The sequence below is a fragment of the Aquimarina sp. AD10 genome (assembly GCF_003443715.1).
Lineage (GTDB): Bacteria > Bacteroidota > Bacteroidia > Flavobacteriales > Flavobacteriaceae > Aquimarina > Aquimarina aggregata.
In genome coordinates this window covers 4,156,095-4,179,259 of sequence record NZ_CP031965.1, presented here as the reverse complement: position 1 = coordinate 4,179,259, position 23,165 = coordinate 4,156,095, and the positions used below count along the sequence as shown (strand labels likewise).

General features: G+C 32.8%; 27 protein-coding genes. 16 read left to right on the top strand and 11 right to left on the bottom strand.

Features of this window, described 5'->3' with window-relative positions; all coding sequences use genetic code 11:
- Window positions 1-5: 5 nt before the first annotated feature.
- Window positions 6-596, bottom strand: a complete 591-nt coding sequence (locus D1816_RS17255; protein WP_118504454.1) for a riboflavin synthase — start codon at window positions 594-596, stop codon at window positions 6-8.
- 77 nt (window positions 597-673) lie between these two features.
- On the opposite strand from D1816_RS17255, the gene pdxA reads away from it, so the two are divergent.
- The 12 genes from pdxA (at window position 674) to D1816_RS17195 (ending at window position 12,416) form a co-directional block, all read left to right on the top strand.
- Window positions 674-1,741 carry a 4-hydroxythreonine-4-phosphate dehydrogenase PdxA gene (gene pdxA, locus D1816_RS17250; protein ID WP_066315452.1) on the top strand — a complete coding sequence of 356 codons (1,068 nt, stop codon included), beginning with the start codon at window positions 674-676 and terminating at the stop codon, window positions 1,739-1,741.
- Window positions 1,742-1,908: 167 nt separating this feature from the next.
- The gene (locus D1816_RS17245) at window positions 1,909-2,448 is read left to right on the top strand and encodes a DUF177 domain-containing protein (RefSeq protein ID WP_066315450.1); all 540 of its coding nucleotides are present in this window, start codon (window positions 1,909-1,911) and stop codon (window positions 2,446-2,448) included.
- A gap of 10 nt (window positions 2,449-2,458) precedes the next feature.
- Window positions 2,459-2,656, top strand: a complete 198-nt coding sequence (gene rpmF, locus D1816_RS17240; RefSeq protein ID WP_025743674.1) for a 50S ribosomal protein L32 — start codon at window positions 2,459-2,461, stop codon at window positions 2,654-2,656.
- A 274-nt stretch (window positions 2,657-2,930) separates the two neighbouring features.
- Window positions 2,931-3,926 (top strand): beta-ketoacyl-ACP synthase III, encoded by a 996-nt coding sequence (locus tag D1816_RS17235; RefSeq protein ID WP_118504452.1) that lies wholly within the window; start codon window positions 2,931-2,933, stop codon window positions 3,924-3,926.
- 30 nt (window positions 3,927-3,956) lie between these two features.
- Window positions 3,957-4,451: an acetyl-CoA carboxylase biotin carboxyl carrier protein gene (gene accB, locus D1816_RS17230; RefSeq protein WP_066315444.1), complete on the top strand. Its 495-nt coding sequence runs from the start codon at window positions 3,957-3,959 to the stop codon at window positions 4,449-4,451.
- Between the two features lie 91 nt (window positions 4,452-4,542).
- On the top strand, window positions 4,543-5,892 hold the full coding sequence (accC, locus tag D1816_RS17225) for an acetyl-CoA carboxylase biotin carboxylase subunit (RefSeq protein WP_066315442.1): 1,350 nt from the start codon (window positions 4,543-4,545) through the stop codon (window positions 5,890-5,892).
- Between the two features lie 49 nt (window positions 5,893-5,941).
- Window positions 5,942-7,054 (top strand): FAD-binding oxidoreductase, encoded by a 1,113-nt coding sequence (locus tag D1816_RS17220; protein ID WP_118504450.1) that lies wholly within the window; start codon window positions 5,942-5,944, stop codon window positions 7,052-7,054.
- 91 nt (window positions 7,055-7,145) lie between these two features.
- A complete protein-coding gene (gene mtgA, locus D1816_RS17215) occupies window positions 7,146-7,817 on the top strand; it encodes a monofunctional biosynthetic peptidoglycan transglycosylase (RefSeq protein WP_066315438.1) in 672 nt (223 codons plus the stop codon).
- Between the two features lie 21 nt (window positions 7,818-7,838).
- The gene (locus D1816_RS17210; protein ID WP_118504448.1) at window positions 7,839-8,426 is read left to right on the top strand and encodes an N-acetyltransferase; all 588 of its coding nucleotides are present in this window, start codon (window positions 7,839-7,841) and stop codon (window positions 8,424-8,426) included.
- Complete coding sequence (locus tag D1816_RS17205; protein WP_118504446.1) at window positions 8,426-8,881, top strand: 3-oxoacyl-ACP synthase; 456 nt, start codon at window positions 8,426-8,428, stop codon at window positions 8,879-8,881. Before D1816_RS17210 ends, D1816_RS17205 begins: the two co-directional genes overlap by 1 nt.
- Before the next feature lie 175 nt (window positions 8,882-9,056).
- Window positions 9,057-11,267, top strand: a complete 2,211-nt coding sequence (locus tag D1816_RS17200) for an Ig-like domain-containing protein (RefSeq protein ID WP_118504444.1) — start codon at window positions 9,057-9,059, stop codon at window positions 11,265-11,267.
- Between the two features lie 213 nt (window positions 11,268-11,480).
- Window positions 11,481-12,416: an alpha/beta fold hydrolase gene (locus tag D1816_RS17195; protein ID WP_118504442.1), complete on the top strand. Its 936-nt coding sequence runs from the start codon at window positions 11,481-11,483 to the stop codon at window positions 12,414-12,416.
- 5 nt (window positions 12,417-12,421) lie between these two features.
- Here the strand turns inward: D1816_RS17195 and D1816_RS17190 are convergent, their stop codons facing one another.
- Window positions 12,422-12,772, bottom strand: a complete 351-nt coding sequence (locus D1816_RS17190) for a hypothetical protein (protein WP_147405014.1) — start codon at window positions 12,770-12,772, stop codon at window positions 12,422-12,424.
- Window positions 12,773-12,849: 77 nt separating this feature from the next.
- Window positions 12,850-14,538 (bottom strand): single-stranded-DNA-specific exonuclease RecJ, encoded by a 1,689-nt coding sequence (gene recJ, locus D1816_RS17185; RefSeq protein WP_118504438.1) that lies wholly within the window; start codon window positions 14,536-14,538, stop codon window positions 12,850-12,852.
- A 127-nt stretch (window positions 14,539-14,665) separates the two neighbouring features.
- On the opposite strand from recJ, the gene D1816_RS17180 reads away from it, so the two are divergent.
- On the top strand, window positions 14,666-15,256 hold the full coding sequence (locus tag D1816_RS17180) for a carboxymuconolactone decarboxylase family protein (protein WP_118504436.1): 591 nt from the start codon (window positions 14,666-14,668) through the stop codon (window positions 15,254-15,256).
- Between the two features lie 88 nt (window positions 15,257-15,344).
- Here D1816_RS17180 and D1816_RS17175 read toward each other — a convergent pair whose 3' ends face one another.
- The 4 genes from D1816_RS17175 to D1816_RS17160 are packed head-to-tail and all read right to left on the bottom strand — an operon-like array spanning window position 15,345 to window position 18,190.
- Window positions 15,345-15,998, bottom strand: coding sequence for a response regulator transcription factor (locus tag D1816_RS17175; RefSeq protein WP_118504434.1), 654 nt, complete (start codon window positions 15,996-15,998; stop codon window positions 15,345-15,347).
- Between the two features lie 31 nt (window positions 15,999-16,029).
- A complete protein-coding gene (locus tag D1816_RS17170; RefSeq protein WP_118504432.1) occupies window positions 16,030-16,809 on the bottom strand; it encodes a sensor histidine kinase in 780 nt (259 codons plus the stop codon).
- Window positions 16,785-17,435: a hypothetical protein gene (locus tag D1816_RS17165; protein ID WP_066315415.1), complete on the bottom strand. Its 651-nt coding sequence runs from the start codon at window positions 17,433-17,435 to the stop codon at window positions 16,785-16,787. The genes D1816_RS17170 and D1816_RS17165 overlap by 25 nt, the downstream gene beginning before the upstream one ends.
- Window positions 17,436-17,458: 23 nt before the next feature.
- On the bottom strand, window positions 17,459-18,190 hold the full coding sequence (locus D1816_RS17160) for a hypothetical protein (RefSeq protein WP_118504430.1): 732 nt from the start codon (window positions 18,188-18,190) through the stop codon (window positions 17,459-17,461).
- 239 nt (window positions 18,191-18,429) lie between these two features.
- Between D1816_RS17160 and D1816_RS17155 the strand changes: the two genes are divergently transcribed.
- Together D1816_RS17155 and D1816_RS17150 are read left to right on the top strand one after the other, a co-directional pair.
- On the top strand, window positions 18,430-20,082 hold the full coding sequence (locus D1816_RS17155; RefSeq protein WP_066315410.1) for a hypothetical protein: 1,653 nt from the start codon (window positions 18,430-18,432) through the stop codon (window positions 20,080-20,082).
- A 131-nt stretch (window positions 20,083-20,213) separates the two neighbouring features.
- Complete coding sequence (locus D1816_RS17150; protein WP_158597696.1) at window positions 20,214-20,561, top strand: hypothetical protein; 348 nt, start codon at window positions 20,214-20,216, stop codon at window positions 20,559-20,561.
- A gap of 55 nt (window positions 20,562-20,616) precedes the next feature.
- Here D1816_RS17150 and D1816_RS17145 read toward each other — a convergent pair whose 3' ends face one another.
- The gene (locus D1816_RS17145) at window positions 20,617-21,315 is read right to left on the bottom strand and encodes a M50 family metallopeptidase (RefSeq protein ID WP_066315404.1); all 699 of its coding nucleotides are present in this window, start codon (window positions 21,313-21,315) and stop codon (window positions 20,617-20,619) included.
- 72 nt (window positions 21,316-21,387) lie between these two features.
- On the opposite strand from D1816_RS17145, the gene D1816_RS17140 reads away from it, so the two are divergent.
- A complete protein-coding gene (locus tag D1816_RS17140; RefSeq protein WP_066315398.1) occupies window positions 21,388-21,705 on the top strand; it encodes a hypothetical protein in 318 nt (105 codons plus the stop codon).
- A 6-nt stretch (window positions 21,706-21,711) separates the two neighbouring features.
- On the opposite strand, the gene D1816_RS17135 is transcribed toward D1816_RS17140, so the two are convergent.
- Genes D1816_RS17135 through D1816_RS17125 form a run of 3 tightly spaced genes read right to left on the bottom strand, consistent with a single transcriptional unit; the run spans window position 21,712 to window position 23,102 of the window.
- On the bottom strand, window positions 21,712-22,053 hold the full coding sequence (locus tag D1816_RS17135) for a HopJ type III effector protein (RefSeq protein ID WP_118504426.1): 342 nt from the start codon (window positions 22,051-22,053) through the stop codon (window positions 21,712-21,714).
- Between the two features lie 33 nt (window positions 22,054-22,086).
- On the bottom strand, window positions 22,087-22,758 hold the full coding sequence (rsmI, locus tag D1816_RS17130; protein WP_118504424.1) for a 16S rRNA (cytidine(1402)-2'-O)-methyltransferase: 672 nt from the start codon (window positions 22,756-22,758) through the stop codon (window positions 22,087-22,089).
- Window positions 22,758-23,102, bottom strand: coding sequence for a DoxX family protein (locus D1816_RS17125; RefSeq protein WP_118504421.1), 345 nt, complete (start codon window positions 23,100-23,102; stop codon window positions 22,758-22,760). The genes rsmI and D1816_RS17125 overlap by 1 nt, the downstream gene beginning before the upstream one ends.
- Window positions 23,103-23,165 lie beyond the last annotated feature (63 nt).

Genomic DNA, 23,165 nt, shown 5'->3' with positions numbered 1-23,165 from the left:
CACTATTATAACCCTAACTGTGTTATCCTTTGTACATATTTACCTATGACATCAAACTCTAGGTTTACAATCGTACCGGTTTCAAAAGTATTAAAATTGGTGTGCTCATATGTAAACGGGATAATAGCAACACTAAATTCGTTCTTTTTAGAGTTAACTACCGTCAAACTTACTCCGTTAACAGTAACAGATCCCTTTTCTATAGTGATATTACTTAAACTCGGGTCGTAACTAAATGTATAATACCAGCTGCCATCGGCCTCAGAAATAGCAATACACTTAGCTACTTGATCTACATGCCCTTGTACAATATGACCATCTAATCGATCTCCAACCTTCATACCTCTTTCTAGGTTTACTATAGCACCTTCTTTAAGTGTGCTTAAGTTCGTCTTATCTAGTGTTTCTTTAATAGCAGTTACTGTATAGGTATCATCCTGAATAGAAACTACAGTTAGACAAACTCCATTATGCGAAACACTTTGATCTATCTTTACCTCAGAGGCAAGAGCAGCTCGTACCGTAATATCAAGATTTTCTTGATCTGCATGCAGTGATACTATCGTTCCTAATTCTTCGATGATTCCTGTGAACATAAATGCAAATTATTTAGTTAAATTTGTGACCTTGAAGTTTGAGGTCTGATTTTTAGATTTCAAAAATACTCATAAAAATGAAGAAAGAACAGAAAATAAGATTAGGGATTTCTATTGGAGATCTTAATGGTATTGGAAGCGAAGTAGTCCTCAAAACTTTTGAAGATTCGCGAATGCTAGATTTTTGCACACCCGTAATTTTTGCTTCGGTAAAAATCCTTTCTTTCCTGAAAAAGCATTATAAAATCAATACTAATCTTCATGGTATTGACAAAACATCTCAAATTTTAGATGGCAAGATTAATGTTTTAAATGTTTGGAAAGAAGCTGTCGATATCAACTTTGGCGCAGAAGATGAAAAAGTAGGAGGTTATGCCATAAAATCTCTAAAAGCCGCAACAAGAGCATTAAAAGAAAACCAGATCGATGTTTTAGTGACAGCCCCAATAAATAAGCACAGTATACAATCTGAAGAATTTAAATTCCCAGGACATACCGATTACTTAGACCAACAATTAGAGGGCAATAGTTTAATGTTTATGATTACAGATGATCTAAAAGTGGGTTTATTAACCGATCATGTAGCTGTAAAAGATATTGCAGACACTATCACCCCACAATTAATAGAACAAAAAATAAACACTATTCATACTGCACTTAAACAAGATTTTGGAATCTCAAAACCAAAAATAGCCGTATTAGGAATTAATCCCCATAGTGGAGATAATGGTGTTATTGGCAAGGAGGATGAAGAAGTATTAAAACCTACTATCCAAAAAATCAATGAATCAGGAAAATTAGTATATGGCCCATATGCAGCTGATAGTTTTTTTGGATCAAGTAATTATAAAACATTTGATGCAATAGTCGCTTCTTATCATGATCAAGGACTCATTCCGTTTAAAACGTTATCCTTTGGTAAGGGAGTAAATTATACCGCCGGACTAAACAAAGTAAGAACTTCTCCAGATCATGGGACAGCTTTTGAAATTGCCGGAAAAAACAAGGCTGATCATGGATCTTTTGAAGAAGCGGTTTTTTCTGCTTTAAAAATATATAAACGAAGAAATGAATATGCTGAGATCACTAAAAACCCGTTAAAAAAACAACCTAGAAAGCCACAAAATAAAGCACCGAGAGACTAGGATTTTACCATCGATAAAGTGTTAAAATCTGATACTGTGATCCGTAAACATGATTATACACTAACAATCTGATATAATTTTGTTTACAAAAATGCTTTCATAACGATTTTTTATTATCTTTGCACCCGCCTTTACCAAATTGGTAGGCACTTGAAACTGATGATGACATGATACAACTTAAAGAGTATACTATTCCTTTTGTTGGGCTAAAGCAAGGTTTACACCAGTTTGAGTATCAGATTGACAATACGTTCTTTGAGCATTTTGAGTATGACGAATTTAATGCAGCTGCAGTAAAGACTGAATTAGAGTTCAACAAGAAAACAACTATGTTTGAACTTCAATTTAAAGCAACAGGTACTGTAAATGTAAATTGTGATCTTACGAATGAACCTTTTGATTTACCTATTGAGAATGAATTATTTCTTGTAGTTAAATTTGGAAATGAATATAATGATGAGAATGAAGAAATTCTTATACTTCCGCATGGAGAGTATGAAATAAACATTCAACAATATATTTATGAGCTAATTGTTTTAGCAATACCATCTAAAAGAGTTCATCCTGGCGTAGAAGATGGCACATTAAAATCTGATATACTTGAAAAGTTAGACGAATTAAGTCCAACAGAAAACACAATAGTAGAAGACCAAGAGGAAACAGATCCTCGATGGGATAAATTAAAAAACTTATTAAACGATAAATAATAGCTAAGCAATGGCACATCCTAAGAGAAAAATATCGAAAACGAGAAGAGATAAAAGAAGAACTCATTATAAAGCTACTGTACCACAAATCGCTACTGATCCAACTACTGGAGAAGCGCATTTATACCACAGAGCTCACTGGCACGAAGGTAAATTATACTACCGTGGTCAAATTGTAATCGACAATACAGAAGAAGAAGTAGCGTAAGTATACTGTTAAAGTTTCACGGAGAACTCTCACAAATGTGAGAGTTTTCTTGTTTTTAGTTGAATATGTGTCAAAATCAAGTTATTTTGCGCCATATTTGTGTATAATTTAGTAATTTCAATAACTTTTTGGGCATTTTTTGCACTATAGTCCTTGAAATGAGTTATTTAAGTTGATTAGCAATAATCAATTTATTTGCAGATCATGCAAAATAGCTTTGGGCAAATTCTATCAGATCATTAAAATAATGTGATGATGAAACTAAAACTAAGATATGAGTAAAATCACAGCCGCTATCACAGCTGTAGGCGCTTATGTGCCAGACTATGTGTTAACTAATGATATATTAGCTACAATGGTTGACACGAACGACGAATGGATTACCAGTCGTACAGGTATTAAAGAACGTAGAATACTAAAAGATAAAGACAAAGGAAGTTCTTTTTTGGGTATTAAAGCGGCAGAAGACTTAATTGCTAAGAAAAATCTAGATCCAAAAGAGATAGATATGGTAATTTTTGCCACTGCTACTCCAGATCTTCCCGTTGCTGCAACAGCAGCCTATACCGCTTCACAAATTGGAGCTGTAAATGCTTTTTCTTATGATTTACAAGCCGCTTGTTCCAGTTTTTTATATGGAATGTCTACCGCAGCTAGTTACATCGAATCCGGCAGGTATAAAAAAATTCTTTTAATAGGAGCAGATAAAATGTCTTCTATAATAGACTATACCGATCGCACAACTTGTATTATTTTTGGCGATGGTGGCGGTGCTGCCTTATTCGAACCCAACGACGAAGGTTTAGGGTTACAGGATGAATATTTACGTACAGATGGTATCGGAAGAGAGTTTCTAAAAATAGAAGCCGGTGGATCTATATTGCCTCCAACTGAAGAAACCGTTGCTAAAAGACTTCATTTTGTAAAACAAGACGGAAAAACGGTATTTAAATACGCTGTCTCTAATATGGCAGATGCCAGTTCAAAAATTTTAGAACGTAATAATTTAACTGGAGCAGATGTAAACTGGCTTGTAGCACATCAAGCTAACAAGCGTATTATCGATGCAACAGCAAATAGAATGGGATTAGATCAGGAAAAAGTTCTGATGAATATCCAAAGATACGGCAATACAACATCGGCTACACTGCCCTTACTATTGCACGACTACGAAAAACAACTCAAAAAAGGAGATAATATCGTATTTGCCTCATTTGGTGGAGGCTTTACTTGGGGGTCTATATATCTTAAATGGGCCTACAATTCCTAAACAACTATAACACACAATACCCACAACATTATGGATTTAAAAGAAATTCAGAATTTAATTAAATTCGTTGCCAAATCAGGAGCTAGCGAAGTAAAGTTAGAAATGGATGACATTAAAATCACCATTAAGACTGCGTCAGAAGACGGTAAAGAGACAACATTTGTTCAACAGATTCCTGTTGGCAATACAGTTGCTAGTCAAGTAGCACCTGTTCCTGCGGCACCTGTTCCTGCAGCTCCAACTCCGGTAGCTACAGAAACTAGTTCAGACGAAGACAATTCAAAATACATAACTATAAAATCTCCTATTATAGGTACATTATACAGAAAACCATCTCCAGACAAACCAACTTTTGTAGAAGTTGGCGACTCTATAAAAGAAGGTGATGTGCTTTGTATTATAGAAGCAATGAAGCTTTTCAACGAAATTGAGAGCGAAGTTTCTGGTAAAATCGTAAAAGTATTAGTAGACGATTCTTCTCCGGTAGAATTTGATCAACCACTTTTCTTAGTAGATCCATCATAACCCAATTCTAAAATTCCAACACAAAATTCACAAAATCCATTTCATATGGGATTTGGAGCTTGGAATTTGAGATTTTTAAATTTTAAAAGTTATGTTTAAAAAAATTCTAATTGCAAATAGAGGTGAGATTGCGATGCGAGTAATCAGAACCTGCAAAGAAATGGGGATCAAATCGGTTGCAGTATATTCTACAGCAGATGCAGAAAGTTTACATGTGCGTTTTGCAGATGAAGCAGTTTGTATCGGACCCGCACCTAGTAGCGAATCTTATCTTAAGATGTCAAATATTATAGCTGCTGCAGAAATTACCAATGCAGATGCTATACATCCAGGTTATGGTTTTCTTTCTGAAAATGCTAAGTTTTCTAAGATATGTGAAGAGCACGAAATAAAATTTATTGGTGCCAGTGCAGAAATGATTGATAGAATGGGAGATAAAGCTTCTGCTAAATCTACTATGATTGAAGCTGGTGTCCCTTGTGTACCAGGAAGCGAAGGTATTATTCCAGATTTTGAGACCTGTTTAAAAGTTGCTGAAGAAACCGGTTACCCAGTAATGCTTAAAGCTAGTGCTGGTGGTGGTGGAAAGGGTATGCGTGCCGTTTGGAAAGAAGAAGACCTTCAAAACGCTTGGGAATCTGCTAGACAAGAAAGTAAAGCTGCATTTGGTAACGATGATATGTATATGGAAAAACTCATCGAAGAACCACGTCATATCGAAATCCAAATAGTAGGTGATAGTAACGGTAGAGCATGCCACTTATCAGAAAGAGATTGTTCTGTACAACGAAGACACCAAAAACTAACCGAAGAGACTCCTTCGCCATTCATGACTGATGAATTGCGAGAGAAAATGGGAGCTGCAGCCGTTAAAGCTGCAGAATACATAAAATATGAAGGTGCCGGTACAGTAGAATTTTTGGTAGACAAACACCGTAATTTCTACTTTATGGAAATGAATACTCGTATTCAGGTAGAGCACCCAATTACAGAACAAGTTGTAGATTACGATTTGATCAGAGAGCAGATTCTAGTAGCTGCTGGGGTGCCAATTTCTGGCAAGAATTATATACCGCAGTTACATTCTATCGAGTGTAGAATCAATGCTGAGGATCCATACAAAGACTTTAGACCTTCTCCAGGTAAGATTACCAATTTACATCTTCCAGGAGGTCATGGTGTGCGCATTGATACACATGTTTATAGTGGGTATACTATTCCACCAAATTACGATTCTATGATCGCTAAGTTGATTACCACTGCGCAAACACGTGAAGAAGCAATCAACAAAATGAAAAGAGCTTTAGATGAATTTGTAGTCGAAGGAATAAAAACTACAGTTCCTTTCCATAGACAATTAATGGATCATCCAGATTATGTTTCTGGAAATTACACCACTAAATTTATGGAAGATTTTGAAATGAAAGATCCAGAAGACTAACATAAAAAAAACCTCTAATTAGAGGTTTTTTTATTCTCTTATATTAAAAATGAATTTTAGCTATTGGGAATATAAATCATGGTTAACGGCTGTAGATTTTACTATTATAGGCAGTGGCATTGTTGGTCTTACCAGCGCATTAAGGTTACGAGAAAAGTTTCCTAAATCAAAAATTCTTATCCTTGAGCGTGGTATGCTCCCAAATGGTGCTAGTACTAAAAATGCTGGATTTGCCTGTTTTGGAAGTTTATCGGAAATCCTTGACGATCTACATTCACACACAGAACAAGAAGTTTTACAACTCATTCAAAAAAGAGTTAATGGTCTTGATATATTACGAAAAACCTTAGGAGATCAAGCCATAGGATACAAGCACTATAAGGGATATGAATTATTTACCAAAAATGATAAAATCTTATACCAAGAATGTATTTCTAAAAAAGAGTATATAAATACACTATTAAAATCCATTTTTAAAGACAATGTATTTACTTCTCAAGAAAACTCTTTTCGTTTCAAAAATATCCAACCTCAGTATATTGTAAATCAGCTCGAAGGACAAATTGATACCGGAAAGATGATGAGGCAACTTCTTTATAAAGTACAATCATGTGGCATCTATGTCTTAAACAATTGTCATGTTACAGAAATAAACGATCTTAACACCTCTACAGAAATAAAAACAGATCAATTTACGTTTTATAGTAAGAAAGTATTAATTGCTACAAATGGTTTTGCTTCTTTATTGGGAGTTGATAATGTAAAACCTGCTCGTGCTCAAGTTTTAATTACAAAACCAATTAAAAACTTGCATATTAAAGGCACATTTCATTTAAAAAAAGGGTACTATTACTTTAGAAATATCGATGATAGAGTTCTTTTGGGAGGAGGCCGAAACCTAGATTTTAAAACAGAAGAAACTACAGAACTTGCTCAAACCTTTGTGGTTCAAGATAAACTAAAAGAGCTTTTGCATGATGTTATTTTACCAGACACTACTTTTGAAATTGATTATTCCTGGAGTGGCATAATGGGAGTAGGGTCTCAAAAAAAATCTATTGTAAAACAACTATCAAATAATGTGTTTTGCGGAGTTCGATTAGGAGGAATGGGGGTTGCCATAGGAAGTATTATTGGCACAGAATTAGCAGATCTACTATAAATTAGTTTCTATTAACATAGTTATAAAATGAAATAGGTAAAATGATTTTTTGATCACTCTATTCAAACTGAATGACAATAAAAGTTAACAGATGAAAAAAATTATTCGCATTCTCTTAAAAAGCTTTGTGGCGTTCTTATTACTTAGCCCTGTTTGGGTATTAAGTTATCGGTGGATTGATGTTCCTGGAACACCATTAATGATCATTAGAAAATTACAAAAAAAACATACTATACAACATCGCTGGAAACCTTTATCTAAGATTTCAAAAAATTTGCAGTTAGCAGTAATTTGTAGTGAAGATCAACGATTTATTGAACATAATGGCTTTGATACAAAAGCTATTAAACGGGCAATTGCACAGCACAAAGCCGGAAAACGTTTACGAGGAGCTAGTACTATTTCACAACAAACAGCAAAAAATGTATTCTTATGGCCACAACGCAGTTGGGTTAGAAAAGGATTAGAAAGTTATTTTACATTTTTAATTGAAAAGTTATGGTCTAAAGAGCGTATTCTAGAAGTTTATCTAAATAGTATCGAAATGGGTAATGGTATTTATGGTGCAGAAGCAGCCGCAAAGTTTTGGTTTAACATCCCTGCAGAAAACCTTAATAAAGAACAAGCAGCAGCAATTGCTGCAATACTACCTAATCCTTTAAAGTATCTCGCAACCCCTGCATCGGATTATACCCAAAAAAGAAAAGAATGGATTTTTATACAGATGAATAATTATGGTACTTTAGTATTTAAAGATCATTAATCACAATGCGCAATTGGCTAAATGAAAAAAGCTTCTTTTAAGAATAAAGAAAAAGTAGTAGCTATTTTATCGGCTACATTTATAACCGAAACATTTCCGAATTCTATAAATTTTGTAGTAAAACAAGATCATAAAAGAGAAAAACGAATCCGTCGATTAATGAAATATCAAGTTAACATGGCACTCACTTTTGGAGATATATTTCTAAGTGATAATGAGAAAAGTTGTGTCTTATTCTTAGATTCTGAAAGAAAAAAAACGAATTTAAAGACACTTTTATGGGATATAGAACTTGCCATCTGGTGTACTGGGTTTAGAAATGCTTTTAGGGTTTTGAAAAGAGAGAAAATTTTGGCTAAATACCATCCTAAACACCCTTTTTTACATTTGTGGATTATGGGTACTTCTCCTTCTTACAAAAATAAAGGTTTAGGCACTATATTATTAAACGAAGTACTTTATTTCTACGGATCATCAAAACCAATATATCTTGAGACTACTACAAAAAGTAATAGAGATTTTTATACTAAATTAGGTTTTAAAATATTTCATGAAACCCATATCCTAAATTACCCACTTTATTTTTTATTAAAGTCTAAAAATCAATAATGAGTAAACACAAAATTAAAGAAGCTTTACTTCATAAATGCCAAGAATACGTAGCACAAAGATTACAGCGTATCCAAGGAACTATACATGATATTCAAGAATCGCTTTCTTCAGAAACAAAAAGCACTGCAGGAGATAAACATGAAACTGGTCGTGCCATGCTACAACTTGAACGTGAAAAAGCCGGAGCGCAATTAGCTCAAGTACAAAAATTACAGCAAATAGTCGCAAAAATTGACCTCGCTGCCTCTACACGTATACGGCTAGGCAGTTTAATTATTACCTCTCAAGGGCAGTATTTTTTAAGTATTTCTATAGGCAAGGTAGAAATCGAGCAACTACCCTATTTTGTACTGGCAGCCAATTCTCCTATTGGTAAATTAATACTAGGTAAAACAGAAGGAGCGTATTTTAATTTTAACGGAAAAGAGATTTTAATAAAAAAAGTATATTAAAAATAAGTAGTGCTAGTTTTTTAAATTAGTTCAACCATTAACATTGTATTTATAAGAATTATAAGGTCCGTACTCAACTTTATAAGAATTTTATGAATAAAAAAGAAACATCTTGGGTAACATTTTGTCTAATCATTACACATATATTAAACAACTTCTATTTAAGACACTAATCATGACCAACTACTCAAACACTTTTGTATTTTTACTTACAATTATTTTGCTCACTTATTCCTGTGATAGTGAAGACACTAACCCTCTAGAATCAGACATAACCCCTCCAAGTATAGAGATTTCTTTTACTGGTTTCCCAAATACTAGTGAAGAAACTGCGATTGTTGTAAGTCAACAACTTGAAATAAAAATAGACGCTGAGGATGCTAATGGTATTGATAAGATTGAGGCTTTTATAGACAATCAAAAGATAAGTGAAGACACCACTCCACCATTTCTAATTACAATAGATATTTCTGGGTATTCTTCTAAAAGCTTAACTGGAAAATTTAAAGATTATACTTTAAAAGTTTCGGCAACTGATAAAGCTGGAAATGTTTCCTCAAAAGAACAACTTATAAATATTGATAATGAAATACCTATGATAAGTGAAGTTTCGTTGCAAGAAGAAACAATTCTTGGTGGAAATACGAATGCAATTACGTTTAAAGCATTGGATAATGAAGGCATTGCAAGGGTCAATATATATGTCAATGATAATTTAATAACAGAAATTACTGAGGAAACCGAATTTGAGGTAAACTTGGATACATCAACCTTATCAGATGGAGAAAATAAGCTAAAGATTGAAGCAATTGATCTTGCCGAAAACAAAGCATTTTTTGAAGTGAATTTTATATCCGATAATAGTGGACCAGAAATTAATCTTGAAAGTATTACCAATGAAATGATAATTGATCAATCTCTTACCTTAAACCCTGAGATTACAGATCTATACTCTGACATTACCTCTGTTGAAATTAAGTTTAATGATGAGTCATTAATTGTAACAGATATAAGCGCCGAGATAAATTACAAATTTGATCCTGAAACTTTTGGAGTTGGAGAAGGAGTATTTACAATTATAGCGATTGATACTTTAGGAAATACAACCACTTTAGAAATACCTGTAAATATCTATCGAAGACTTATTACTATCAATATTCCAGAGAACAGATTAAGTCCGGCTATTATTTTTCCTGTTGTTTTTATTTCTCGCATGGATGGTTCACTAGTAGTCTCTAAAGAAATTTTAAGAGACGATCGACAAATTATTTTAAATACTCCTGAAGAATTTGATGCCACTACAGAATTCATGTTGTCATTTTATTTACAAGATAATGGCAATGCTACAGGAATCTCTACACATCAAAACCTGACTAGAAACAACCCTAAAATACTTAATTTAGCCGAACCTATTCGACCAAGTGCTGAAAATGGTTTCAGCGTTCAAATACCAACAGTTAATTTCCTCTCTAATGATATTTTGATAGGACAAGGTGGCAAAGCGCAAGGGTCTTTAAGATCATTGAAAGATGCAGAATCTGGGTATACCAGTTTTTTGAATACTACTGAAAATTACTTAAATCTATCCACGTATACGACACCTCAAAATACCAATCAGTTTAATTCATTTTATGTATATGAACCAAATTCATACCAATACCTTGTTATTGACAAGCCGATAAGAGAAGATTACATACTGGATAAAGCAAATTTCAGTGATACTAATCTTGAATCTCATGAACTTGTAGTAAACTCTACAAATACATTCTCAAATACTTCTTCATATTTAGGTGTTTATGGCACAATGTCACAAGAAGAAAATGATTTTAGTAATTATAATCAAATCTACCATTTTAATAGAGGAAGTGTTGTAGATAGCCCTATGCAGTATTACTTGAATAACTCATTCAGCTCCTATATACATACTTTTAGATTTGGCAATTATTTTACTGAACGTAAAGGAGCTCCCCTGAGCAATTATCAAATTCCGAATGTGACGTTCGACTACACATTTTCAAACAATCAAATCGACTTATCAGTACAAGGCAATGATCATGTCGTGGGTAGAGCGCAATGTATCGATATTGATGGTTCAACATTTAGTTGGTATATAACATTTAATAGTAAAGACAATGATAAAATCATTATCCCAGAACTTCCAGATAGTATTATACATCCAGTAGCAACAGCACAAACAAATGGCACCCTAACAGTAGAAAAAGTAGAATTAATATCATATCAGTCTATCCTTACTTATGATGATTATATTCAAAAAGTAATTAAAAACCAGACTAATATTTTGAAGGTAAGCGATTGGTACCAATTGATATATAGTTCTCGAACTGGAAACTTTAATGGACCAAGTAGAAGTTTTACTTTTCAATAAATCAGGATGCAATGTTTGAGTATGGTTGTCAAGTTAACAATCAAGAGATGTGAAAAACAAAGAAGTTAATAAAAATTGCTGTCCAAGTAGTATTATGTTAAGCCATTGCTTTAAAAACATTCGATACGCGATTGTCTTTTTATTAAATTTCAAAACCTTATAGCATACAAAAATGATTTTAAGTAAATTGCCCACTTATAAATCATCATTACCATGCAGAAGTTTTTTGTACTAATCCTTACAGGTGTATTACTATTTTCATGTAAACCATACGAAAATACCAAAATCAGAAAAAATCAGATTACTTATGAAGATTTTAGGGCAGATCAAAGGTTATTCCCTACAGATGATGGACTTATAAAATATGTAGACCAAGGAAAAGGACCTGTAATTGTCCTTCTTCATGGCGTTCCAACCTCTGGCTGGTTATATCGTAAAATGATAAAACCCCTTGTAGACAGTGGTTATCGTGTCATAATTCCTGACATGCTAGGGTATGGTTCTAGCGATTCTCCGGATGGTTTTGAGCTTTATAATGCAGAAAATCATGCCAAACGTTTATTAGAGCTTATGGCATCTTTGGGTATAGAAAAATGGTCTCATGTTATGCATGATGCTGGTGGTTTATGGACTTGGGAGTTAATGAGAAAAGCTCCTGATAAAATAGAAAAACTCATTGTTCTAAATACTATTATTTATGAAGAAGGATTTTATCCTCCTGTTCGAATGAAACCAGGAGGCATGGCAAAAACCGCTATGTGGGCCTATAGAAATGGAGTTTCTACAAATACTTTATTAAAAAGCCTATTTAAACAAGGTCTTAAAGAAAATACACTAAACTCAATAGATGTCGAAGGTTATAAAACACCATTGTTAGAAGGAAAGACTAAAGCTATGTATTACTTTTTTAGTCAAACCTGTAATGAACTACCTGATTATTCTGATGTCTTTGAAAACGTTACTGTACCGGTTTCTGTAATCTGGGGAATTCACGATACTATGTTACAATGGCCGCCACAGCAAACACGTGCTGCTAATGCTTTAAATGTAAAGAATGAAGACATTCATATCGTAGACGAAAAACACTTTATTCAAGAAACAAAAGCTGAAGAAATCTCTTATAAGATAATGGACTTCATAAGAAAATAATTCTTTTAGTTAAGACACAAGTTGCGCATCCAGTTTTTAAGTTCTACACGAAAAATAGTTTCGTTAATAAGCTCTTTTATTTGATCAAGTTCTTCTTTATTTACTGCTAGATCAATCTTATCTGAAGGAGTTTTTAACAATAAAGACCTACATGTGGGGGTTTTACATGCAGCGCATTGGGTTTGTAATGCAATAGTACAAGCATTAGAAAAATCCTTTAACTCATTAACACTTAATAAGAATCCAATATCCTTAAATACTAATTGTATGCGGGGTGTTATACTAACCTCTTCTTTCTTCCAGAAAAAAGAAATTCCAAGCTGATTACTAAAAATTTTGTCAATAGCATTCATCATGAGTTCTATTTTAAACTCAAAAATACTAAATTATTTATAATCAGTCTAAATAAATATAAATAAAATATTAGTTTTATTTACTCACTGATATCCTTTAACTTTAATTGAAGAGATACAACTCCATTCCATTCGTTTTCATCAATCGTGAAGGCTGCCTTAAAATCTTGTTTACTGGCTATTATCTTATGCTTATTTCCCAGACCAAAACCTATTGTTCCAATAGCAATACCATTCTTTTGTATTTTACATTTCAGATGCTTATCATCTTCGCCTACACATTTACCATATCCTGTATCTTTTACACCTTCTGTCATAAACACGGGAGTCATATTTCCAGGTCCAAAAGGTCCAAATTGTTTTAAGATTCGAAAAAACTTTGGGGTTATCTGTTCAAATTCTATTGCCGCATCTATTGCTATTTCAGGAGTTAATAATGCTGTATCAATGGTTGAAGAAACAACCTCTTCAAATTTTTGTTTAAACGCCTCATACTGTTCTTCGAGTAATGTAAGACCCGCTGCATATTTATGTCCACCGAACTGCTCTATATAATCTGTACATTCATTAAGTGCATTATACACATCAAAACCTTTAACAGATCTCGCCGAAGCGGCTAACTTATCACCACTTTTAGTAAATACTAAGGTGGGGCGATAATAGGTCTCTGTTAATCTAGATGCTACAATACCAATAACTCCTTTATGCCATTTCTCGTCATAAACAACTGTAGTATATCTATCCTCTTCTTTGTGATGAAGTATTTGTGCTAATGCTTCTTTTGTTATGCTCTTATCAGCATCTTTTCGATCACTATTGTATACTTCTATCTCTGATGCATACTGTAATGCTATCTCATAGTTTTCTTCTGTAAGCAATGTTACGGCATGTAATCCATGTTTCATTCTTCCAGCCGCATTAATTCTAGGAGCAATTATAAATACTACATCTGTAATGGTTAAGTTTTCTTTTTTTATCTCGGATAACATTGCTTTAAAACCAGCTCTTGGTGCAGCATTAATAACTTGCAACCCATAAAATGCCAATATGCGATTTTCTCCAGTTATAGGCACAATATCCGCTCCAATAGCAGTTGCAACCAAGTCCAAATAAGGTAATAAATCTTCTATTTCTTGATTTTGATCTATGGCTAACGCCTGAATCAATTTAAATCCTACACCACAACCACATAATTCTTTATATGGATATTCGCAATCTTCACGTTTTGGATCTAAAACTGCAACGGCATCAGGAATTTTATCACCAGGCCTATGATGATCACAAATAATAAAATCAATATTTTTAGATGTTGCATAAGCTACCTTCTCAATAGCTTTAATACCACAATCTAAAGCAACAATCAGAGAGATATCGTTATCATGGGCATAATCAATTCCTGTATAAGAAATACCGTACCCTTCATTATATCGATCAGGAATATATGTTGTTACTTGTGGTGATAATGTTTTTAAATATGACGACAGTAACGCTACAGAAGTTGTTCCGTCTACATCATAATCACCATATACCATTATGTTTTCTCCACTTTCAATAGCATTTTTTATTCGCACAACAGCCTTATCCATATCCTTCATCAAAAAAGGATTGTGTAACTCATCTAGTGATGGTCTAAAAAACTTTTTAGCTTCATCATAGGTTTGAATGCCTCTTTGTACAAGAAGTGTGGCAATTATCGTATCAACATTTAGTGCTTTTGCCAAAGTATTTACCGCTGTTATTTCGGGCTTTGGTTTTAGTGTCCATCTCATTCGTAAAGTATATTCCAATATTAAAAATCCAAAGTACAAAAAACATCTTGACCACTCTTGATTTGACTTTAGTTTTGTATTTTGCTAGCCATAAAAATTATACTTACAATCAAAAATACACATACATATGCCATTAGTAACTCCATTATCTGCGGATCACGATCCAGAAACTAGAGAATTAGCAGAATTCTTTAATGAAACTTTAGGTTTTTGCCCAAATTCTGTATTAACAATGCAACGAAGACCAGCCATTTCTAAAGCGTTTATAAATCTAAATAAAGCTGTTATGGCTAATGAAGGTAGAGTTACATCTGCTTTAAAACGTATGATTGCATGGGTAAGCAGTAATGCTACAGGGTGTAGATATTGTCAGGCTCATGCTATTAGAGCTGCAGAACGTTATGGTGCAGAGCAGGAACAACTAGATAATATTTGGGAATATAAAACTCACTCAGCATTTAGTGATGCAGAGCGCGCAGCTCTTGATTTTTCTCTTGCTGCTTCTGTTATTCCCAATGCTGTTGATGACACAATTAAAACAGAATTATATAAATACTGGGACGAAGGTGAAATCGTAGAGATGTTAGGTGTTATTTCTTTATTTGGATACCTAAATAGATGGAATGATTCTATGGGTACCATGGTAGAAGAAGGTGCTATTGAATCTGGAGAACAATACCTAGGCAAACATGGTTGGGAAAAAGGTAAACATGTCTAGTTAATATTTCAATATTATCAATACGAATTAAAAAGACCTGTTAGTTTTGAGAAAACTAACAGGTCTTTTTAATTCGTATTGATTGCTTTTAAATCGAAATAATATTGTCTCTAACCGCTTTCATTATTAATCCAGCTGTATTTTTCACCCCTAATTTACTGATTAGGTTTTTACGATGACCTTCAATGGTTCTAGCGCTCAGAAAAAGTTTGTCGGCTATTTCTGTGGTCGTATATTCCATAGTAATTAATTCTAACACCTCTAACTCTCTACTCGTAAGCTGGTAGTTTTTACCTATGATTTGAGGTTTTGCTCCTTTATTCTTAAGACCTTTTAATAATGCCTCAGAAACCAAAGCGTTAAAGTAAAATCCTTTTTGGTGCGTAGATCGTATAGCCTCTTCTAGTTCTTGGTGATTTGTATCTTTTAATAAATATCCATTAGCTCCTAACTCCATTAAATAAGAAATCATTCTTTCTTCTTTATGCATAGTAAGGATAATAATTTTTAGATCTGGGTATAGTTCTTGTATTTTTTGTGTGACTTCTACTCCATTTATATCTTCCATTTCTAAATCTAAAAGAACAACATCTGGAACTGTATTGCTTAATTTAGTCAAAAAATCCCTCCCACTTACTGCTTCTAGTACTAATGAAATACCAGACATTTTAAGTAATAAAGATTTTATTCCTTCGCGAAATAAATTATGATCATCAATTAATCCTAATTTTATAGTATCCATAATTATGTGGTAATTAACTTCCGATGTATAGCTACATACATCTAATCTCAACTTTTATTCCCTCATTATTTTTAAGGAATTTCATACTTCCTGATAGTACAGATAATCTACTTTCTATATTTTTAAGTCCTAATCCTTTTTTATGCAAAAGCATTTCTTTGTCTATCCCTTTTCCGTCATCTTCATATAAAATAATCAACCTGTCTCCCTCATTTTTCAATATAATCTTGATAACAGAAGCTTCGGCATGCTTAATAGTATTTGTAATCAACTCCTGAACAATTCTATACAAGTTTAGTTCTTTTGATTTTGGTATTACATTATTTGTATTATTATCAAAATATACTTTAATTCTACCTGAATCATTCAGCGTTTGAATCAAACTCTGTATCGCTTCTATCAATCCCAATTTTTCTAAAACTACTGGTCTTAAATCTTGGGATATACTGCGTACACTACGAATCATATCATCCAAAAAGACTTTTGTTTTGTCTGTAATCTCTTTTAATTCTTCAGGAGGTAATTCTGGTATAATTTGTCCAAAATATAGTTTAGTTGTGGTAAGCATAGCACCAACATCATCATGTAATTCTTTTGCAATTCGAGTGCGTTCTTCTTCTTGACTTAAAATAGAAGTTTGTAATAGTTCTTTTTGATAATCTGATGCTATTTTTTGATGCTTTTTCTGTTGTGCCAATAACCTGCGTTGGTATATAACAAAGAATACGATCAAGGATAGAGATAATAGAAAAATTACTCCCATACCAATGATTATTATCTTTAATGTTATTGTTCCTTCGGTTTCACCCATATGGCAATCGTATAAAACAGTATTAATATGATATTAACAATAGCATGAAGTCCCCAAACCATATAACTTGCCTCTGACGCTTCTTTAAACAGGTTATTATTAATAAAAAAGAGTATTAAATTACTCGAAAAATAAATCAAGAAGCCCGAATTTATCCAAAACATAGGATTAGTTTCTAATGCACTATACCGTACTTCCTTTAGTAATTTATAAAAATAACTTAATGCAAAAAAGACGACTAATACTCCCATTACCGTTGTGACATTAGAGTTAAATTCAAAAATATTCTGAAAAAAGAACATGTTGATAATTGCAAATGCCGTAAAACCAATTGCCAAAATAATAAAAACTCCTTTTGAGAATAGCCCTGACAAAGCACTTTTATAGATATTGACAATCAATAAAAACTCAAAAATGGCATAAAAATGAAATATCGGTAAATTATTAATTTTTTTGTGCCAAAATATATTTGTAATCAGTTCCACAATAAATACCAAAATTAAAATATAACCCAAGCTTACTTGTACCTTATTTAATCTGTTATATTTTAATATAGCAAATACTATTGGCACAATTATGACAAGAGAAGAGATATTGCCTATTATGAAAAAAAGTTCTTTATTCATTAATATCTAATTAAATAGTTACGCTAACAAGTGGGAGGACATGGCAAACTATATTCTATAAAAGTTTCATCATCATTAGACTCTATGAGACCCATTTTATTGGTACCACTAGTCTCAAAAAGATTAGGTTTAATTCCCAACACAGGTGTAAAAGAAATCATCTCTTTTGTATTAAATTTATTCATATCAATTCCTGGATACAGAATAATTTCATTAATTATTTCTTTTTTATCATTTATAGCCTTAATAATATCAGCTCCTGTTATTTCAAAAGATCGTACTCTTACTATACATTCTTTATCAGTGTTTTTTTCTTGATTTTCTTTATCAGTACAATGAAAAAGATCATCAATATGATGCATCTCAACCTGATCCCAATTTTTCCAAACCATATGTTTAAATATTTCTGGAACACGATTAGAGCCTGGCAACTTTGGAAATAATGGTGGTCTTTCTGTAGTAGGTGTGAGTTCAAAACTTAAGCCTTTATCCTCATTGATTTGAAGGTAAGGACAAAATGTAATTTCTTTCTTCCTGTTTTTTTTCTTTACTTTTTTAAGCGCTAAACAAATTCTTATTTTATCTATTTTATCAATAGTTCTGAATTCTTCGACACCTTTCATATCAAAGCGAGTTACTCTTTCATACTGAGTGTTATGCAATCCATGAAAATGATGTGCCAAACTCAATACATTTTCTTCGCACCATCGTGTAGTACAATTTTCAAATTCTTCTTCTGAAATTAAATCCCCCATTGTTTTTATTTTTTACTGTTTATAGTACTCTAAAACTAATCAAAAAAACCATTTATATCTAACTATCAGTTAATTAACCCGTATTTACCCGTGCCAAACAAGGATTTTCCACGGATTTATTTTTACAGTATTTACAGTCTTTTATTTATTAAGTAGCAATCTCAATTTTGGAGTATTCATTAATACACGAATATCAAAACTGTAAATCAGCGGGGAAAAATTAACTAGAAAAACACATTATGAAAATTCACACAATTATTTTAAAAACACTCATCCTTTTAGTATTAATATTATGGGGATGTAGTAATGATGACGGAGAAATAGGAGAACAACCAATTCCAGAAATAGAGCAATTACCAGGTATCGATTTAAAAGAATTTGAAACTGATGCAGGAGAAATAGGAATAAGTATAAGTGCTAGGACTATTGCCAGAAAAGGATACAAACCAACGACCGCTGATATTACAGTTACTGCAACGACAGGTAATTACAGTCAAAAAATACCTTTTGATCAATTCAATAATACCGCCAACTTATCTCTAAAAAATGAAAATCTGTCTGATGAGGCAAAAACTGAACTCAAAAATGGTGTTGCACTAACCATCAAAATTTTTGATGAAACCAATACTGAATTAGCATCTTCTGAAATATCAAAACTCTCGTTTACTTCTAGCCCAATAGCACAAGAAATAACTGCAGATGCACTTGAAGATCTATACGCCAAGGTTAGTATTCGAGAAGATGTTAAACATTTTATGCAACTTGCTACTGCAAATAGTGATGAAATATATGGAGCACCTAATTCTACTTTATATACAAATACTGTACTTTTAAATACTCCAATTATCATTAGCCAATTGGCTGATCTAGATTATAATTCAGAAAACACCGGATTATTTACAACCTATAGATTTGTCCAAGTACCTGGTGAGGAAGGAGTATTTACCATTGCTGTGCATAACGGGGATGATATACATTACTTATATATTGTTCCTGCCAATTCGGAGCTACGAATTCAGAGTAAAGCAAATCTAATTAGAAATGGAGGCAATAATACAGGTATACCTCCAAATTATAAGTTCAAAATTGATAAAGTTGAAACTGGTCTATATACCATAACTCCTACTTTTACAGGAAATCCTCTTTTCTTATTAGGAGATCGTCTTAACGCAAGAAATAACAATGTCGATCCTGCTTATTTCAGAATTTTATCTTTTGATATTGATTGGGACATACAACCTATTGAATCAAAATTTATGCGACCGATACTGCCACCTTCGAGAACTTCAGAAGCATATAACAGTACCTTAAGAAACTGTAGTAGCGGCAACCTACAACAAACAGTAGGCAGATCCGAATCTCTAGAAACTAAAGAAATACTAGGTTGGGAAGAGTCGATGTCGGTTAGCTCAAGCCAAGAGTATTCGGTTTCTGTAACTATCGAGGCTGAGGTATCTACTAAGTTCTTTGGTGCAGGAGGCTCTGTTAAAAGTTCAGTTACTGGCAGCTACGTTTTTAGTAAATCAAGAACCAATACAAGCACCAGATCTGGCGCCTTTGAAGAAAGTCGATCTACACAAATCTCTACTGAGCGTACCCAACAAGTACCTCCCAAAACAGCTATTACGGTAGCAGATATCTATCAAACCTATGAAAATGTGAGAATACCTTATGTACAACGTTTTAGAATTAAAGGAACTTATCAAGAAAATAGCGAAGCCCTAACCGGACAAGAAATAACTACGCAGTTTGCTTTTAACAACTTTACTGGTGTTATCACCGATATACAAGATGATTATATCGAAGTTACTGTTCGTGGGACGAATATAATTAATCGACTTATAGAAACTGAAACCATTTCTCGTGACATCGCTGGTGCTTGTGACAATTGATATTTTTATAAACTTATACATAGTAGAAACTTAAAATCAAATAGTATGAAAACTTATCATATAGTGAAGCGTTAGAAAACCAGACCTTAGAGTTCGAAAAAGGACCTCCAAATTCATGGAGTGATGTTTACATTAAAAATGAATGGGGAACACCAATTACAGAAATAGAATTTATACACCGATATGAAAGTGATCGATATGATATTGAACGTTTTGACATGATTGACAATAACGAACGAATATTTGCTTTAAAAGCTGGGTATTGGACAGGAATCGGTAGAACTGGAAAGGATTATTGGTGGATACGGTACAAAGACGATCGTAAAACATGGACATGTAAGTCTAACTTTTTTTGTTTCTTGACTGCTAATGATGCAAAAAGTGATAGACCTGTAGAGATTGTTATTAAAAAAAATAAAATGGAGGTTACTCCACCTGTATCCAGTGGTGATTATGTTACTTTATATCCAGAGGCTTAATTAATTTGCTCTCAGTAAGATAAAAGTTGTTAGAAAACTACGTTTTCTAACAACTTTATTTTTTTAAATAATATCGATAACTTTTATAAACAAGAATAATAGTAAGTATCAATATTAATATTGCCCACATCCAATAGGTTCCAAATAGATGTACTGCGATCATTTGTGTATCTGAATATTGGATGTTTCCATCTCTTTCAAATTGTTTTGTAAATAAATACCCTATTTGCAAATACGTGCTTAATACGCATTGTGTTCCTAAAAAAAGGAGTGTAAAAATTTCTAGTCTTCTGATCTTTAGTATAGCTATACCAAATAAAATAGCTGCAAAAACACTTAAAACTACTAATGCTAATAGTTCTTGTATCCATAAAAGTAAAGATACTACCATGACAATAATTAAGAGCCACAGTGTAACTTTAGAAGTAACTTTCTTTTTTGCAGATGTAATCAATATCGCTCCAGAAATTGCAGGTCCAAGTAAACCACCTGCTGCTGTCATCGCCCTAGCCAAGTTGGTGTTGAGATAACTTAACGAAACATCAGAATATGCAACTCCTCCTCCGTTTTCATAAATCTCTAAATAATAAAATTTGCCTCCTAGCAATACAGCAGTTAAACCATGGCCCATTTCATGAAACCAAGTACCTAATAATAAAAAAGGATATTGTATAAAACCAAAATAAGGAAGTTGCCATAATAAAAAAACTAGTGCACTTATTCCTAAAATGGTGAATAATGGTTTACTTTTCAACGATTTTGCAACTTTTGAATTTATCTTTAGTTAGTATTACAACATAAACTATCTAATTTATAAAATAGTATCATGAATGTACATGGCTTAACATATATGACTATTATGCTTATATTCTCTGTATCTATAAGTACTTATAGTCAGAAAAAAGTTACAAAACAGCATGAATTTAAACCTTTTAAAGATCACTCAATATCAAAAAAGCGTACTAAAATGCCTATCTATAAGCCAGATCTAAATCTAGATAAGCAAATCAACCTAGGAATCTCTACTACTCATGAAAAAATTCTAATGCCTATTTACAGTCCTTTTTCTCTAGCTTTGACAAATCCAAAACAGCGATTGTGGCATAAAGAAATGACCAAAAAGTTCAAACAATCAAAAAAATAGATGTTTTTATTTTAGCAATAAAGGATCATTAGAAAAAGAAATCCCATTCCATCCTGTTTTCATAAAATTGCGAATATTTTGGTGATCATTACCCGCTGGAGTATTTAAAACATCGGTATAATAATTTCCAAAACAATGCAAAGTTTCTTCACTATTAAGTTGCTGTAATTTTGCAAAAGCAAATAACTTACAAGAGCCCGAGTTTTGACCTGTATTATTTGTTATTTCTCCATTGGTAAATAATGTAGGTTCAAAATCATAATGATCTTCAATCACTTGCATGGTTTCCTGAAATGAAACGGTTTTTGGTGTAGTTCTAAGTTTTTCTATAAATGCTGTAATAGTCATTATATGTGCTATTAAATTTTGTTTTAAATGTATTTATTTGTTTCCTTCTACGATAATTACAATCTCTCCTTTAGGGGGTTTAGCTTCAAAATGATTTAGTACTTCTTGTGCTGTTCCACGTATCGTTTCTTCGTATATTTTGGTTAATTCTCTTGACACAGAAACCTGTCGGTCAGCGCCAAAATATTCTACAAAACTTGTTAATGCTTTAATAAGTTTATGAGGAGATTCATAAAAGATCATAGTTCTTGTTTCTTCTGCAAGTATCTTTAATCGTGTTTGTCTTCCTTTTTTTATAGGCAGAAACCCTTCAAAAACAAACTTATCATTTGGCAAACCGCTATTTACTAATGCGGGTACAAAAGCTGTTGCTCCTGGTAAACAATCTACTTCAATTTTATGCTCAACACAGGCTCTTGTTAATAAAAACCCTGGATCACTTATTGCGGGTGTACCTGCATCGCTAATTAAAGCAATAGTTTCTCCGTTTTTTAATCTTTGAATTATTCGATCAACAGTCTTATGCTCGTTATGCATATGATGACTTTGCATAGGAGTAGCAATTTCGAAATGCTTTAGTAATTTTCCACTTGTACGTGTATCTTCTGCAAGAATTAAATCCACTTCTTTAAGTACTGTAAGTGCCCTAAAGGTAATATCTTCTAGATTACCAATAGGTGTTGGAACGAGGTATAATTTTGACATTAAGGTCTTACTTTTTTTCCTGCTATATAAGAAACAATCAACAATACTATTGCATATACAGAGAAACCAATAGGGTGTCCTGCATTAGCATGGGCTAAATTAGCTAATACCAAATCAAAAAAGAAACCTGCGTAGGCCCATTCTTTAACCCATTTTATTTTATTGGTAAGTATTGCTGCAATACCTAACAATTTTGCCACTGCTAATGGAATTACTATGTACGTTGGATAATTAAAACTTTCAAAAAAGCCTTTAACCATTTCTGTATTAAAAAAATACATCTGAGCAGAATATAGCATTATAGCACATAATGCAACAGTAGCAATCCAATAAACAATTTTCATTATAGTTTTATTATTCGTTCTTAGTATATGTCGGAAACCATATCCAAAACATTTCGAGTATGA